General features: G+C 68.5%; 14 protein-coding genes. All 14 read right to left on the bottom strand.

Translation table 11 applies throughout. The features are described 5' to 3' along the window. Position 1 precedes the first annotated feature (1 nt). On the bottom strand, positions 2-1,132 hold the full coding sequence (locus ABD104_RS25640; RefSeq protein ID WP_343928440.1) for a mandelate racemase/muconate lactonizing enzyme family protein: 1,131 nt from the start codon (positions 1,130-1,132) through the stop codon (positions 2-4). Between the two features lie 2 nt (positions 1,133-1,134). Further along, positions 1,135-2,100, bottom strand: a complete 966-nt coding sequence (locus tag ABD104_RS25645; RefSeq protein WP_087838173.1) for a Bug family tripartite tricarboxylate transporter substrate binding protein — start codon at positions 2,098-2,100, stop codon at positions 1,135-1,137. Between the two features lie 31 nt (positions 2,101-2,131). Continuing rightward, the gene (locus ABD104_RS25650; RefSeq protein WP_087838172.1) at positions 2,132-3,331 is read right to left on the bottom strand and encodes a CaiB/BaiF CoA transferase family protein; all 1,200 of its coding nucleotides are present in this window, start codon (positions 3,329-3,331) and stop codon (positions 2,132-2,134) included. Further along, positions 3,328-4,065: an enoyl-CoA hydratase/isomerase family protein gene (locus ABD104_RS25655; protein WP_243724620.1), complete on the bottom strand. Its 738-nt coding sequence runs from the start codon at positions 4,063-4,065 to the stop codon at positions 3,328-3,330. Before ABD104_RS25655 ends, ABD104_RS25650 begins: the two co-directional genes overlap by 4 nt. Before the next feature lie 175 nt (positions 4,066-4,240). Continuing rightward, positions 4,241-4,717: a MarR family winged helix-turn-helix transcriptional regulator gene (locus tag ABD104_RS25660; protein ID WP_343928441.1), complete on the bottom strand. Its 477-nt coding sequence runs from the start codon at positions 4,715-4,717 to the stop codon at positions 4,241-4,243. Between the two features lie 35 nt (positions 4,718-4,752). After that, complete coding sequence (locus ABD104_RS25665) at positions 4,753-5,217, bottom strand: PaaI family thioesterase (RefSeq protein WP_132980371.1); 465 nt, start codon at positions 5,215-5,217, stop codon at positions 4,753-4,755. Next, positions 5,210-6,148: a hydroxymethylglutaryl-CoA lyase gene (locus ABD104_RS25670; RefSeq protein ID WP_087838169.1), complete on the bottom strand. Its 939-nt coding sequence runs from the start codon at positions 6,146-6,148 to the stop codon at positions 5,210-5,212. The genes ABD104_RS25665 and ABD104_RS25670 overlap by 8 nt, the downstream gene beginning before the upstream one ends. A gap of 4 nt (positions 6,149-6,152) precedes the next feature. After that, a complete protein-coding gene (locus ABD104_RS25675; RefSeq protein ID WP_132980370.1) occupies positions 6,153-7,796 on the bottom strand; it encodes an AMP-binding protein in 1,644 nt (547 codons plus the stop codon). Continuing rightward, positions 7,789-8,556 carry an enoyl-CoA hydratase/isomerase family protein gene (locus tag ABD104_RS25680; RefSeq protein ID WP_132980369.1) on the bottom strand — a complete coding sequence of 256 codons (768 nt, stop codon included), beginning with the start codon at positions 8,554-8,556 and terminating at the stop codon, positions 7,789-7,791. Before ABD104_RS25680 ends, ABD104_RS25675 begins: the two co-directional genes overlap by 8 nt. 111 nt (positions 8,557-8,667) lie before the next feature. Next, positions 8,668-9,336, bottom strand: a complete 669-nt coding sequence (locus tag ABD104_RS25685) for an ABC transporter ATP-binding protein (RefSeq protein ID WP_343928442.1) — start codon at positions 9,334-9,336, stop codon at positions 8,668-8,670. Beyond that, complete coding sequence (locus ABD104_RS25690) at positions 9,333-10,088, bottom strand: ABC transporter ATP-binding protein (protein ID WP_343928443.1); 756 nt, start codon at positions 10,086-10,088, stop codon at positions 9,333-9,335. The genes ABD104_RS25685 and ABD104_RS25690 overlap by 4 nt, the downstream gene beginning before the upstream one ends. Further along, entirely contained in the window at positions 10,085-12,028 is a 1,944-nt protein-coding gene (locus ABD104_RS25695; RefSeq protein WP_132980367.1) for an ABC transporter permease, read from the bottom strand. The genes ABD104_RS25690 and ABD104_RS25695 overlap by 4 nt, the downstream gene beginning before the upstream one ends. Positions 12,029-12,031: 3 nt before the next feature. Next, a complete protein-coding gene (locus ABD104_RS25700; protein ID WP_132980366.1) occupies positions 12,032-13,243 on the bottom strand; it encodes an ABC transporter substrate-binding protein in 1,212 nt (403 codons plus the stop codon). A 119-nt stretch (positions 13,244-13,362) separates the two neighbouring features. Next, positions 13,363-14,337, bottom strand: a complete 975-nt coding sequence (locus ABD104_RS25705) for a hypothetical protein (protein WP_087838162.1) — start codon at positions 14,335-14,337, stop codon at positions 13,363-13,365. Between the last annotated feature and the right edge of the window lie 705 nt (positions 14,338-15,042).

Consider the following 15,042-nt stretch of genomic DNA (forward strand, 5'->3'; position numbering starts at 1 on the left):
TTCAGGCCTGCCCGATGCTGGCGGGCTGGTAGTCCACGCCCGACCCCAGGCCCTCGGGCACCGCCAGCTCGCCCGATTCGACCTCCAGGCCGACGAACGGGTCGTCCAGCAGGTGATCGAACTCCGCCAGTTCGGCACCGGCATGGATGCTGCCGGCGACACTGGCCACATGCACGCCCTGGGCCGCCAGCAGGCGCGGCCCGAAGATCGCGCCGAACCGGTAGCCCACGCCCGCCGCCTCGCACAGGCGCACGGCGATCAGCGTGTTGCGTATGCCGCCCAGGTAATGCACCTTGAGGTTGTAGGAGTCGGCCGCCCCCATGCCGATCAGGCGCACCAGTCCCGGCAGCCCGGCGATGGCCTCGTCCGCCTCGATGGGCAGCGCGCCCGCGGCGTGCACGCGGCACAGTCCTTCGATGTCCGCCGCCGGCACCGGCTGCTCCATCATCGCCACGCCCATCGGCCGCAGCGCCTGGCACACGCGGATCGCCTCGTCGGCCTGGTAAGCCTGGTTGGCGTCCACCGTCAGCGTGACGGCCTCGCCCAGCCGCTCGCGCACGGCGCGCACGCGGGCGACGTCAAGCTCCGACTCGCCGCTCAGCTTCAGCTTGAGATAGCGATAGCCCTGGCGCGCCAGCTTGGCGGCCTGTTCGGCCATGTCCTCGGGCGGCTTGATCGAGACGATGCGCGAGGCCTCGACGGTATCGCGTACCTTGCCGCCCAGCAGCACGTGCAGGGGAACGCCCAGCATCCGCGCCTGCAGGTCGTAGATCGCGCAGACGAACCCCGACAGCGCGCAGACCTCCGCCCCCGCCACGGCTTCCAGCCGGCGGTGCAGGGCTTCGAGCGCGAATGCGTCCTGCCCCCGGGCCTCGCGCCGGAGCGCCTCCAGGACCGGCTCGATGCGTGCCGTGTCGGGCTTGAAGATGGGCGTGCCCAGCACGTGCCCATACCCCACCTGGCCGTTGCGCGCGGTCAGCGCCACGATCCAGCCGTCCACGTGGGTGATGGTGCCGCGCGCAAAGCGCCAGCTGGGGTCGTCCTGGCGCTGCGAGCAGGCGATGATGTCCACGCGGTCTATCGTGGAAGCCAACCCGGCCGGGGCCGGGATGCGCGGGGTATTGGCGGTCATGGTCATTCGAGCTTGAGGTTGGCCGACTTGATGAGGTCCTTGGTGCGCTGGGCGTCATCCACGACGAAGCGCGTGGTCTCCTCGGGCGTGAGCGTGGCCAGCTCGGTACCCTGGGCCTCCATCAGCTTGCGGTACTCCGCCTTCTTGGTGACCGCGTTCAGCGCCGCGTTGAGCTTGTTGACGACCGCGGCGGGCGTGCCCTTGGGCGCCGCCACCGTGTACCACGACGCGGACTCCGCGCCGCCCAGGCCCGCCTCGGCGAACGTGGGCACGTCGGGCAGCAGCGGCGAGCGGGTCTTGGACGCGTAGGCCAGGGCCCGCAGCTTGCCTGCCTTCACATAGGGCAGTTCGCCCGACAGGTTCATCACGCCCACCTGCAGGCGCCCGGCCACCAGATCGGTAATCGCGGGCGCCGCGCCGCCATAGGGGATGTGCGCCATCTCGATCCTGGCCTGCTGCTTGATCAGCTCCCCGCCCAGGTGGGGCGAGGTGCCGGTGCCGGACGAACCGTAGTTCAGCTTGCCGGGATTGCTGCGCGCGAGCTCGATCAGCTCTTTCGCGGTGTTGGCCTTGACCGAGGGGTTCACCACCAGCAGGTTGGGCTGGTTGGCCGCCAGCGCGATGAAGGTGAAATCCTTGATGCCATCGTAGGGCGTGGGCTGGATCAGCGGCGTGACGATGTGGGCCGCCGCGGTGCCGAACAGCAGCGTATAGCCATCGGCCTCCGCCCGGGCCACGTACGCCGCGCCTATGGTCGCGCCCCCACCCGCCTTGTTCTCGACCACCACCTGCTGCCCCAGTTCGGTGCCCAGCTCCTTGGCCAGGCTGCGCGCCACGAGATCGGCCGGACCGCCCGCGGCATAGGGGTTGACCAGCACGATGGGCTTGGTCGGATAGGACTGGGCCTGCGCCCCCGAGGCGGCCAGCACAAGCGCCGCCGCCAACAACGATTGCTTGAACTGCTTCATGTATGTCTCCTGGTTTTAGGCCGGCACGGCCTTAGATGACCTTTCTTTCGCGCAGCGCCTGGATGTCCTCCTTGCCCAGGCCCAGCCTGTCCGCCAGCACCTGGTCGGTGTGCTCGCCCAGCAGCGGCGGCCGCCCCAGGCTGGGGTCGTCGAAGCCGTCGAACTTGAACGGCACCGGCAGCGCCTTGAACGAACCGAGCTGGGGATGGGCGAATTCGCGCACCATGCCGCGCGCCAGCACGTGCTCGTTGCTCAGCACCTCGTCCACGCTCAGGATGGGGCCGGCCGGCACCTTGGCTTCGTCGCACAGCCGGCAGAATTCGTCGCGGTCGAACCGGGCGACGGCCGCCGACAGGCCGGCCATCACTTCCTCGCGCCGGTTGACCCGGTCGATGTTGCGCACCAGGGTCGGATCCTGCGCCCACTCATGCAGCCCGAGCAGGTCGCACAGCGGCTGCCAGTGCTGGTCGCTGCCCGTGACCTGCACCCACTTGTCGTCGCGGCAGCGGAACGCCGCCGACGGCACGCGGCCCGGATGCTCGGTGCCCAGCCGGGGCGGCACCTCGCCCAGCGCGAAGAAACGCGCCGCGGCCAGCGACAGCAGGCCGACCTGGCCGTCCAGCATGGAGAAATCCACGTGGCAGCCCTTGCCCGTGGCCTGCCGCCCCATCAGGGACGACAGGATGGCGATCGCGACCCACAGGCCCGAGGTCAGGTCGGCCACAGGCAGCCCCGGCTTGACCGGGCCGCCGCCACGCTCGCCGGTCAGGCTCATGATGCCGCCCATGGCCTGGAACACCGTGTCGTAGCCCTTGCGAGGCGCGTAGGGGCCGGTCATGCCGAAACCCGTGCACGACACGTAGACCAGCGCGGGATTGTCCTGGGACAGCCGGGCGTAGTCCAGCCCGTAGCGCTGCAGCGTCCCGACCGGAAAGTTCTCCAGCACCACGTCGGCCTGGGCGCTGAGCTTGCGGATGAGGTCCTGCCCTTCGGCGCTGCGCAGGTTGACGGTAATGGATTGCTTGCTGCGGTTGAAGGCCATGTAATAGGCCGATTCGGTACCGCCCTCGCCTTCCACCTTGGGTTCGAAGCTGCGCGTCTCGTCGCCGGTGCCGGGCTGTTCGACCTTGATCACCGTCGCTCCCAGCTCGGCCAGGATCATCGTGGCGAAGGGGCACGCCAGGACCCGCGACAGGTCCAGGATGGTGACGTTCTCCAGCGGACGCGTCATTTCGCCGCCTTGCGGAAGCCCCGCATGATGACGTTGGTGTCGCGCCCGGCGGCCAGGCCTTCCTCCAGCGTCAGCTCGGCCACGCGATGGAACAGCCGCTTGGTGGTCCCCATCGCGATGGGGCTCCAGCCCGCCAGCCTGGCGGCGATTTCCAGCGCGGCCTCCAGCACCCGGTCGTCGGGCTCGACCCGGTTGGCCAGGCCCAGCGCCAGCGCGCGCGGACCGTCGATGGGCTCGCCCATGGCCAGCAGCTCGAAAGCATGCTTGCGGCCCAACTGGCGGACCAGATTGGACATGACCACGGCCGCGACGATGCCGTGCTTGAGCTCGGGATAGCCGAAACGCACGTTCTCGGCCATGACGGCCAGGTCGCAGGCGATGGCCAGCCCCGCGCCCCCGCCCAGCGCATTACCCCGCACCGCGGCCACGACGGGCTTGGACATGCGCGAGAAGGCCAGGTGCAGCCCGGTGGTCAGGTCGGCGCGCGCGTTGACGGCCTGGGGATCCTCGGGCACCAGCGCGCTGAACTCCGAGGTATCGGCGCCGGCACAGAACGACTTGCCCGCCCCCGTCAGCACCACCGCATGGACCTCGGCATCCCGCTCGGCCTGCCACAGCGCATCCACCAGCGCCTGCGTCAGCGCGGTATTCAACGCGTTGTGCTTCTCCGGCCGGTTCATCGTCAGGATACGGACGGCCCCTCGGTTCTCAATCAGGAGTTCGGACATGCTCATGCTCGTGGTTTCCAATATAGTTGATTTTATATACTACTTAATTGATAAATTCAACTATTTTGGCGGAAACTCCCCCCACAGCCCCGTTGCCACCCCCTGAGAAAATCGCCCCAGACCAGGGCACGGAGGATCCGGCTCCGCCGGTCCCCGCCGCCCGCCCCCTGGGGGGCGCGCGTCAGCGCGTACGGGGGGGTTTTAATTCTTCCAACAACCTGATCGTATGTTCGGTCAGCTTGTCGATCGCGCGCTCGAGCACTTCCCGCTCTTCGTCGGTCAGCACGGACAGCATCTTCTCGTTGCGATCGACGGCCTTGGGGAAAACCTTGCGGTACAGCGCCCGGCCCTGCGGGGTCAGGTCGAGCCGCACGCCCCGGCCGTCCGATTCGTCGGCGCCCCGCTTGACCAGGCCGCGCTCGATCAGCTCGGCCACGCTGCGGCTGGCCTGGCTCTTGTCGATGTTGGCCTCGTGTGCCAGCGCATTGAGCGACAGCGGGGCGAAGGCGCCCAGCAACCCGATGATGCGCCAGTCGCGCGAGCCCAGTTCGTACTGGCTCTCGTTCACCCGTGCGGCGATGCGGCTGGAGACGAAGGCCAGGCGGTTCAGGCGGTAGGAAAACAATTCCTTGAGATTCGCGGGAACGGGTCTTGTCATACGTCTTTCTCGATAGGTGAACGCAGGAATTTACCTTACTCGGGCCCGGCCGGGGACGGCTTGGCCCGCCTCAGCTTGAAGCTGCTCATGGCCGTGGCCACCAGCGTGCCGGCCTCGTCCCGCACTTCGCACTGGCAGAAGGCGATGGTCCCGCCGGCATGCCGGACCTCGGCGCGGGCCGTCAGGTCACCCCGTCCCGGCGCGATGAAATGGATGTTGAGGTCTACCGTTCCGGAAGTCTCCATGCCGGACTCGATCGTGCGGGTGGCGATGGCCATGCTGGAGTCCATCAGCGTGGCGATGGCCCCGCCATGGATGACCCCGCGCCGGTTTGCCAGCCGCGCGCTGGCGGTCATGACGAGCAGCGAGCGGCCATGATCGGCCTCGCGCACGGAAATGCCCAGCCATGCGGCGAACGGCGCCAGGGCCGAGCCCGCCAGGGGGCCGGTGGGAATGACCGCTTCCGGCTCCAGCACCGCGCAGGACTCGGGACTATCCATGCGCCGCCACTCCCAGCAAGGGATTCAACCCGCTCTGGGCGACACGGCTGTGCAGCGTGCGGCCCAGGGCTTCCTCGCACATCGCCGCGGTTGCCATCAGTCCCTCCAGGTCGATGCCGGTGGACACCCCCATGGATTCGAACAGGTTCACCAGGTCCTCGGTCGAGACGTTGCCGGTATGGCCGCCGCCGTACTTGACCTTGGCCGGATGCCCGCCCACGCCGCCGAAGGCGCAGTCGAAATAGCGGCAGCCCGCCTCCAGCGCCGCCACGTAGTTGACCAGGCCGGTGCCGCGCGTATCGTGGAAGTGCGCCACGGTCGTCACCTCCGGCAGTTCGGCGTGCACCGCCGACATCAATTGCTTGACGGTCCGCGGCGCAGCCATGCCTGTCGTGTCGCCCAGCGCCACGTGCATGACGCCCAGCCGGGCGAAGCGCCTGACGTCCTCCAGCACGCTGTCCGCCGATACCTTGCCCTCGAAGGGGCAGCCCCAGGCGACCGACACCGTGCCGATCATGCGGAAACGCCCCTGCGACGCCGCCACCATGTCGGCCACGTTCTGCCACTGGTCGGCGCGGCTGCGCCGCAGGTTCTTCATCGAATGCGATTCGCTGGCCGACACCAGCAGGCTGATCTCGTTGGCGCCGAAGCCTGCGTCCAGGTCGGCCACCGCGCGCTCCACGGCGCGCACGTTGGCGCAGGTCGCCTTGTACCAGACACCGTCGCGGCGCGGCAGCGCGCGCAGCAGCTCGCTGGCATCGCCGAACTGGGGCACGACCTTGGGATTCGAATACGAAGTCGCCTCGACACGCTGGAAGCCGATGGCGGCGAAGCGGTCGATCAATGCCACCTTGGTGGCGGTGGGGATGAAGGTCTCCTCGTGCTGCAGGCCATCCCGGGCGAAACATTCGCAAAGCGTGACGTCGCTCATGGTTCTAGCCTCCCTTCGCGCCGTGGACGTTCGCCAGGCCGAACAGCTCGATGGCATGCGCCTTGAGCTTGTTCTTCTGGACCTTGGAACTGCCCGTCATGCCGATATTGTCGAACGTATCCACGATCTCGAGGTAGCGCGGCACCTTGAAGTTCGCGCAGCGCGCCTTGCACCAGTCGATCAGCTCCTGGCGCCCGGCCTGCTTGCCTTCCTTGAGCAGCACGAAGGCCGCCGTCACCTCGCCCAGGCGCGCGTCGGGCACGCCGACCACCTGGGCCATCTGCACCGCGGGATGCGCGTGCAGGGTCTCCTCGACCTCGGCCGGCGCGACGTTCTCGCCGCCTACCCGGTACATGTCCTTGAGCCGGCCGACCATGCGCAACCGCCCTTCCGGCGACATCTCGCCCAGGTCCCCGGTGCGCAGCCAGCCTTCCGGCGTCAGCGCCTTGGCGGTCGCCTCCGGCATCTTGTAATAGCCTCGCATCACGTGCCAGCCACGCACCTGGATCTCGCCCTGGCTTCCGGGGGGCAGGACCTCGCCGCTGTCCTGGTCGACGATGCGCACCTCGGTGCCGGGATGCGGCAGCCCCCAGCCATGGGCGCGCAACTCGAACGGGTCGTCCCGCGACGACATGATCACATTGGGCGAAGCCTCGGACTGCCCGTAGGCATTGCACACGTGGTCCACGCCCATCACGTCGCGGATCTGCTGCATGACCTCGGGCCCCGCCGCCGCCCAGCCGCCGCGCAGATGCAGCTTCTTGGGATCGAAGTCGGGATGGCCCATCATCATCAGGAAAATGGTGTCGTTGCCCGAGGTCAGCGTGCACTTTTCCTCGTCCATCACGCGCAGCGTCTCGGCCACGTCGAACTTAGGCAGCGTCAGCAGGCAGCAGCCCGCCACCAGGCTGACCAGGACGGACAGCGTGGTGCCCGAGACGTGGAAGAACGGCCGGATGCTGAAATAGCGGTCGTCGTGCCTTACGCCTATCCGCTGCCCGGCGGCCCAGGCATTGAGCAGCATGTTGGCGTGGGTCAACATCACGCCCTTGGGGAACGAGGTCGTGCCCGAAGTGAACTGCATCAGCAGCAGATCGTCGGGCGTGATGTCGGCGGCCAGCGATTCGATGGTCCCGGGCGCGACCTCCTGGCCCCGCGCCAGGAAATCCGCGTAGCGCTCGGCGCCCGCCGGGCAGGGGCCGTCGCCCACCATGACGGCGCGGCGCAGCTCGGGCAGCGCCTGGCCGGGCAGGCCGGTATCCAGTGCCGGCTCGACCGCGGTCAACAACTGGACGAAATCGATGCCCAGGAAGGTGTCGGCGAACACCAGCAGCTTCACGTCCGCCTGTTTCAGGCAGAACTGCAGTTCGTCGGTCTTGAAGCGGGTATTGACCGGCACGGTCACCGCGCCCAGGGTCGCGCAGGCGAAGAAAGTCTGCAGCCAGGTGGCGCCGTTGCCCAGCATGATCCCGACATGGTCGCCCTTGCGCACGCCGCTGGCGTGCAAGGCGGCGGCGATGCGGCGGGTGCCTGCCAGCACCTCGTTCCAGGTCAGGCGGTCGGCCTGGCAGACGAAGGCCTCGCGCGCGCCGTATTCCCCGGCCGTGCGTTCCAGCGTGCGATAAAGCGTAGTGGGCCGGTCAAGCATTTTTCTGCGCTCCCGCACCGAAGCCCGAGATCGCGCGCTTCCAGTCGCTGTGGCGCAGGTTCTCCTCGATGGCCAGCAGCTCCACGGCCATCGCGCCCTCGCGCGTGGTCTCCACGCCCTGGTCCACGCAGCGCTTGGTCAGCCGGACCGTCAGCGGCGCGGCCGCGGCGATATGGCGGGCCATTTCCATGGCGCGCGCCTCCAGCTCCGCCGGCTCGTACACATGGTTCACCAGCCCGATGGCCTTGGCTTCGTGCGCGTCCACCGTGCGGCCGGTGAACAGCAGCTCCTTGGCCATGCGCGTGCCCACCATGCGCGGCAGCCGCTGGGTCGCGCCTATGGTGCCCCAGCCGACTTCCGGGTAGCGGAACTTCGCCTCGGTGGAAGCCAGGATGAAATCGCTGGCGCCAGCGATCTCGCAGCCCGACCCGAAGGCCGCGCCATGCACCACGGCGATCACCGCCTGCGGCAGGCGCTCGAGGGCGGCGTAGGCGGTGAAGCCCTTGACGCGGCGCGCGGTCAGCTCGGCGGTGGACATGCCCTGCCGCTCCTTCAGGTCGGCGCCGGCGCAGAACACCGGCCCCTCTCCGCGGATCACGACCACGTGCACGGCGTCGTCGGCGGCAAGCGCCTCGGCCGCGGCGATCAACTCGCCGCACATGGCCGTATTGAGCGCGTTGCGGCTCTCGGGCCGGTTCAGCGTCAGCGTCGCGACGTGGTCCTCGACCTCGACGCGGATGGTGGAATATGCACTGCTCATGCGAACCCCTGGATTGTCTGGTGGCCTACGATAGTTGTTTTTATACACTACTTTGTTGACGATAACAACTATATGGACGAGCGTCGGGCGCCGCCAGCGCGGGAGGCGCCCCTACCCTGGCGCCCCTGGGGGCGCTCCCCCCAGCACGCCGTCATCCAGGTACAGGCTGCGGTCGGCCAGCGGCGCGGCCAGGGCCTCGTTTTGCTCGGACAGCAGGATCGCCAACCCCTGCCCGCGCAGGACGCGTATCGCCTCCACCAGCCGCTGCACCACGATGGGGGCCACGCCCTCGGACGGCTCGTCCAGCAGGATTACCCGGGGCTGGGTCATCAGCGCCCGGCCGATCGCCAGCATCTGCTGCTCGCCACCGCTCAGCGCGCCTCCCGGGCGATGCGCCAGCGGCTCGAGTTCGGGAAACAGGCGACAGACCCGTTCCACGGTCCAGGGTTCCGCGCCGGGACGCGGCCGGCCCGCGGCCACCTCCAGATTCTGCCGCGCCGTGAGCTGGGTGAAGATACGCCGATCCTCGGGCACCCAGGCCAGCCCCGCATGCACCCGCCTGTCGGCACGCCAGCCGGCCATGGAGCGGCCGGCCAGCAGCACCTCGCCCGTGGTTTCCACCAGGCCCGCCAAGGCGCGCATCAGCGTGCTCTTGCCGGCCCCGTTGCGTCCGACCAGGGCGACGATTTCTCCCGCCCCGACCTCCAGGTCCACGTCGAACAACGCCTGCGCCCGGCCATGGAAGGCGCACAGCGCATGCGTGCGCAACAGCGCCGTCATGCCGGCTCTCCCGCCGCGGCCGTGCCCAGGTAGGCCGCCCGCACCGCCGGGTCGGCGGCGATCTGCGCGGGCGCCCCGTCCGCGATCACGCGACCGCGCACCAGGACCAGGACCTTGTCGGCAAAGCCGAACACCACGTCCATGCTGTGCTCGGTGAACAACACCGCCAGGCCGCCCGCGGCCTCCTGCTTCACGATGGCCATCAGGCCGCGCCGGTCGGCGCGGGTCATGCCGGCCGTGGGCTCGTCCATCAGCAGCACCCGGGGCCTCAGGGCCAGCGCGCTGGCCAGCTCCACGCGCTTGAGCTCGGGATAAGGCAGCTCCCCGCACAGCCTGCCGGCCAGCGGCTCCAGGTCGAAGCGTTCCAGCCAGGCGCGCAGTTCGGCCGGTTCCACGCCCGCCCCGCGCCCCCGGATCCCGTGCCAGACGCCGGGATCGCGGGCGGCCAGCGCCAGCGCGACGTGCTGGCCCACGCTCAGCGACGCGGCCACCTGGGCGATCTGGAACGTCCGTCCCAGACCCAGCCGGGCCCGCGCGGCGACACCCAGGCGCGCCAGATCGCGCCCATCGAATTCGATGCGTCCTGCATCAGGCCGGAGCTGGCCGTTGATGCACTGGAAGCAGGTGCTCTTGCCCGCGCCGTTCGGTCCGATCAAGGCCAGCATCTGGCCGCCTTCCAGCGTGAACCCGACGTCGTCCACCGCCCGAACGGCGCCGAACGACTTGGACAAGCCCGTGACGACCAGCTTCATCGCGGCGCCCTCCCGTCATCCGGCCGTCCCGCTGGGGCAAGGCGCCCCAGCCGCCGGACGCCGGTCAGGCCGCCCGGGGCAAGCAGGATCACCGCGAGCATGGCCAGGCCGATCGCGGCGCGCCAGTACTCGGTGGCGCGCGCCAGGAAATCCTGTCCCACCGTATAGGCCAGGGCGCCCAGCCACGGGCCGGCCAGCGATTGCAGACCGCCCAGCAGGACCATGACGAGCGCGTCGACCGAACGGGGAATGGCCAGCAGGTCGGGCGCGACCGATCCCTTGGCGAATACCGTCAGGACGCCAGCGGCTCCGGCCAGCGCCCCCGCCAGCATGAAGGCCGTCCAGCGCACCGCGAACACCGGCAGGCCCAGGCTCTCGGCGCGCAACGGCGCGTCGCGCACCATGCGCAGCGTCAGCCCGAAGGGCGCGTGCATCAGGTGCCGCAGCAGCAGGCCGCCGGCGCCGGCCACCGCCAGGACGAACCAGTAATATCCTTCGCGCGTCGCCAGCCAGCCTTGGGGCCAGAAGCCGAACAGGCCGTTGCTGCCCCCCGTCACCGCATCCCACTGGAAGGCGACGGACCAGGTGATCTGGGCAAAGGCCAGGGTCAGCATGGCCGCGTAGACTCCCGCCGCCCGGAGCACGACGAAACCGAACACCGCCGCGCCGGCCAGCGCCAGCAGCATGCCCGCCGCCAGACACAGCAGGATGGTGGCGATGCCGCCGGGCCCCGAGCCAGCCAGCCATGGCAGCGCGGCCGCCACCCAGGGCGCGGCCAGCGCCCCGCCGTAGGCGCCCAGCCCCAGGAAAGCCGCATGGCCGAACGAATGGACGCCCCCCGGCCCCATCAGCACATACAGGCTGGCGGCAAAGAGGCCGGCGATCAGGACATCCACGGCCAGGACCAGTACGTAGGCCATGTCGCCCGCCAGCCAGGGCAGCAGCGCCAGCGCCGCCATGCCCGCGGCCAGCAACAGGCTGCCGCGGCGCGAGGGCGGCGGCAGCGGATTGAACTCGGCGCGCGCCGCGCGCGGCGGCGCCACGGGGCGCCCGAACAGTCCCCAGGGGCGGAAGGCCAGCACGATGGCCATCAAGAGGAACTCGATCACCAGCGTCAGCTTGGGCAGCACCAGTTCCAGGCCGCCTATCGACACCGTCCCCAACGCCACGCAGGCCGCCTTGACCACGCCTATCATCATCGCGGCCACGAACGCGCCGATCACGCTGCCCATGCCGCCCACGACCGTGACCACGAAGGCCTCGGCCACGACCTGCAGATCGTAGGCCAGCGACGCCGGCTCGCGCGGCATCTGCAATGCTCCCGCCAGCCCCGCCAGGCCCGCCCCCAGCGCGAACACCTGCGTGAACAGCCGCCTCTCGTCCACCCCAACGGCCAGCGCCATCTCGCGGTCTTCGGTGGCGGCGCGCAATTGCAGGCCCCAACGCGTGGACGTCATGATCCATTGCACGCCGGCCAGCACCAGCAGGCCGATCGCCATCAGCACGAGATCATACGAAGGCAGGTTCAGCATGCCGGGCGCCAGCACGCCCGCCAGCCCTGGCGCCTTGGGTCCGAGCCGGTCGTCTGCGCCCCAGGTGGCCAGCGTCGCATCGCGGATGATCAGCACCAGCGCGAAGGTCGCGACCAGTTGGAAGAGTTCGGGACTGCCATAGAGCCGGCGCAGCACGACGCGTTCGATCAGCGCGCCCACCGCCGCCACCGCCAGCGCCGCGCCCGCCACCGCGGCCCAGAACCCCGGGCCGCCCCATGGCGGGATCAACGCCTGGGCCAGGGTGACGCCCAGGTAGAGCCCCAGCATGGCGAGCGAGCCATGCGCGAAGTTGACCACGCGCGACACGCCGAAGATCAGCGTCAACCCCAGCGACAGCAGGAACAGGCTGCTGGCGCTGGCCAGCCCGTTCAGCAGTTGCGCCAGCACCGCTCAGCGCGCCGGCCGCAGCTTCGCCACCTCGGCATCGGTGGGCTGGTACTTGGCGCCGTCGGCATAGTGGAAGTCCACCATCACGCCGGTGCGCTGCGCCCCGCTGCCCTGCAACGCCGTCCGTCCGACGAAGGCGCCCAGCGTCGACTGGTTGTCCTGCGCACGGAAGACGATGGGTCCCCACGGCGAGGACAACGGCATGTTGCGGAACGCGTCGACGATCTTCTCGGGATTGGCGCTGCCCGCGCGCCGCAGCGCCTCGGCGGCGGCATGGATGGTGACGTAGCCCACCACCGAGCCCTGGCGCGGCGGCTCGCCGTACTTCTTCCTATAAGCGTCCAGGAAGCGCTGGTGCTCCGGCGTCTTGATCGCATACCAGGGATAGCCCGTCACGATCCAGCCCTCGGGCGCCTCGTCCTTCAGCGGTTCGAGGTACTCGGGCTCGCCCGACAGCAGGCTGACCACCTCGCGCCCCTTGAACAGACCTCGCGTGGCGCCTTCGCGCACGAACTTGGTCAGGTCGGTGGCGAACAGCACGTTGAAGATCGCATCCGGCTTGCTGGCCTCCAGCGCCTGCACCACGGGCCCCGCATCGAGCTTGCCGAGCGGGGTCGCCTGCTCGGTCACGAACTCGACGCCGGGCTGCGCGGCCTGCAGCAGCGTCTTGAAGGTCTGCACCGCGGACTGTCCGTACTCATAGTTCGGATAGACGATGGCCCAGCGCTTCTTGCCCAGCTTGGCCGCCTCGGGCACCAGCATGGACACCTGCATCCAGGTCGACGGCCGCAGGCGGAAGGTGTAGCGGTTGCCGTTGGCCCAGGTGATCTTGTCGGTCAAAGGCTCGCTGGCCAGGAACGGGACCTTGCGCTGCCGGGCATAGTCGCCCAGCGCCAGGCCGACGTTGGACAGGAAGCCGCCGGCCAGCATCGCCACGCGCTCGCGCGAGACCAGCTCTTCGGCCGCGCGCACCGCATCGCCCGGCACGCCGTTGTCGTCCCGGATCACCAGCTCCAGCGGACGCCCGTTCACGCCGCCCGCGGCGTTGACTTCGTCCAGGGCCAGCAGCATGGCCTTGCGATAGGGTTCGAGGAAGGCGGGCTGCGCCTTGTAGCTGTTGATCTCGCCGATGCGCAACGGGTCGGCGGCGTGCACGGGCGCGGCCAGCAGGACCGACAGACCGAGGAAACCGGAAGCAAGCGATATGCGAAGCATGGACAGACTCGGACTAGGCCCCACGAAGAAGATGCCCGGCATGCGGGGCAGGCAGACGCCGGCACCCCTCCTTTGCGGAGGAGCGCCTATTGTAAGGGGGTAAGAAGCCGCCGGAAGGATCAGGCCGGTGCGTTCAGGCCCAGCCGCTGCGCGTACTGCCGCAGCGCGTGCACCTTCGGCTCGGCAAAGAATACCGGCTCGGCCCCGTCCAGCCCGGGCGCGGCGCGACGCTCGCCTTCCATCGCCAGCAGCGGCAGCACCAGATCCTGCGAACGAGCCAGCTCGTCCCGTCCCAGCGTGCCTGGATAGATCTTGTCGAGCTGGATCACGTCCAGCAGATCCTCGATGATGGCGATGCGATAGCCATCGCCTCCGCCCAGCCTGGCCCGCATATAGCTGGGCTTGAGTGCCGTGCGCAGCACCGACAGCCCGGTCTTGCGCCACGCCGCGGCTTCCGCTCCATCGAAGAACGCGCCGGCGAACAGCAGCGCCTTGCCCGCCTTCGTCGGATAGGCCGCCGTCATCGACACACCCAGCCGCTGGCGCAGGAAACGCACCTGCACGACCAGATTGCGCCGCCCCACTTCGTTCAAGCCATGCTTGTCCAGGTCCCACTTGACCCAGTTCACGATGCGGCGCGACAGGCTGGGAGGCCGCCAGCCCACGCCCTTGCCGGGCGCATTGGCCACGATCCAGTTGGTGACCAGCTTCTCGTGCCACTCGAAGCGGCCTTCCGCGCCGTCCGCCACCAGATCGTCGAAGGCATGGAGATTGTGCAGCCAGTTCTCGCCCCAGGGCCGCCAGTGCCAGCCACGATTGTCGGAAAGCACCCTTTCCACGCCGAAGAAGTGAAAAGCCTGCGCCCCCACCATGCTGGGCGGCCGCTGGCAGAAGCTCCAGCGGCTGGCCGGATGGCGCAGCACCGGTGTCTCGACCGTGTTGAACCAGGCCAGGTATTCGTCCTTGCGGCCCAGGTGCGTTCCCAGCAAGGTCATGGGCTGGGCATACCGCAGCCCCCACCAGAACCGGTGCAGGCCTTGCGAGCGCGCGTTCCAGAAGCCGGACAACTTCGAAGAATCCGTGAGGTAGGACATGGCGGGACAGCTCAATGACTAAATTGGTACCAGCGTGCCTGCGGCACGCCATGGAGACACAGCCAGGATCGAAGCAAAGCCCGCACACGGAGAACGACGTGATGCGCAGCGACTGGAAGGCGAACCAGCGCTAAAGTTTTGCGCAGCACTGCCGTTAACTTTGGCGTATGAGCGTTATTACATAATTGCGCCCACAATTCAACATGTAAAAAAATACGACATTTCCAGTTTCATGCCCTCCCTGCGAAATCCGCGACGCGTCCATCTTCCTGCAATGCCGGCCACCATTCGCTGGTAAGCGCTCGCCAGCGATTTCCGATGAAAGTGCAACATTCATTGTTGCCGGCATTCTCCCGCCTCCCTAGAGAAACCACTTAGCTCCCGGCATCGGCGCTTCCGCCATCCGCACGGCCGACACGCGCCTGGCCGGGACCTCCCCCCGGGTCCTGTTCACGCCCTGTCTCTCTCGCTTCCATAGCGTATCGAACCATTTGGTCCGAATTGTGACCTCCACGAACGCAGGGAATGACCTGACTTGCCGGCAAGCTTGCGTCAAGTTTAGTATTCGAAAACTATTTTTATATACAAAACAATCTAACAGGAGACAACTGACCTGCTCCCCGAGATTAGTACGGTAATGATGTAGAGTCTGCCTCCGTGGAGGTAGCATGAAGAAGCGTTTCACAGAAGAACAAATCATTGGCA

The organism is Pigmentiphaga daeguensis (assembly GCF_039523035.1).
GTDB lineage: Bacteria > Pseudomonadota > Gammaproteobacteria > Burkholderiales > Burkholderiaceae_B > Pigmentiphaga > Pigmentiphaga daeguensis.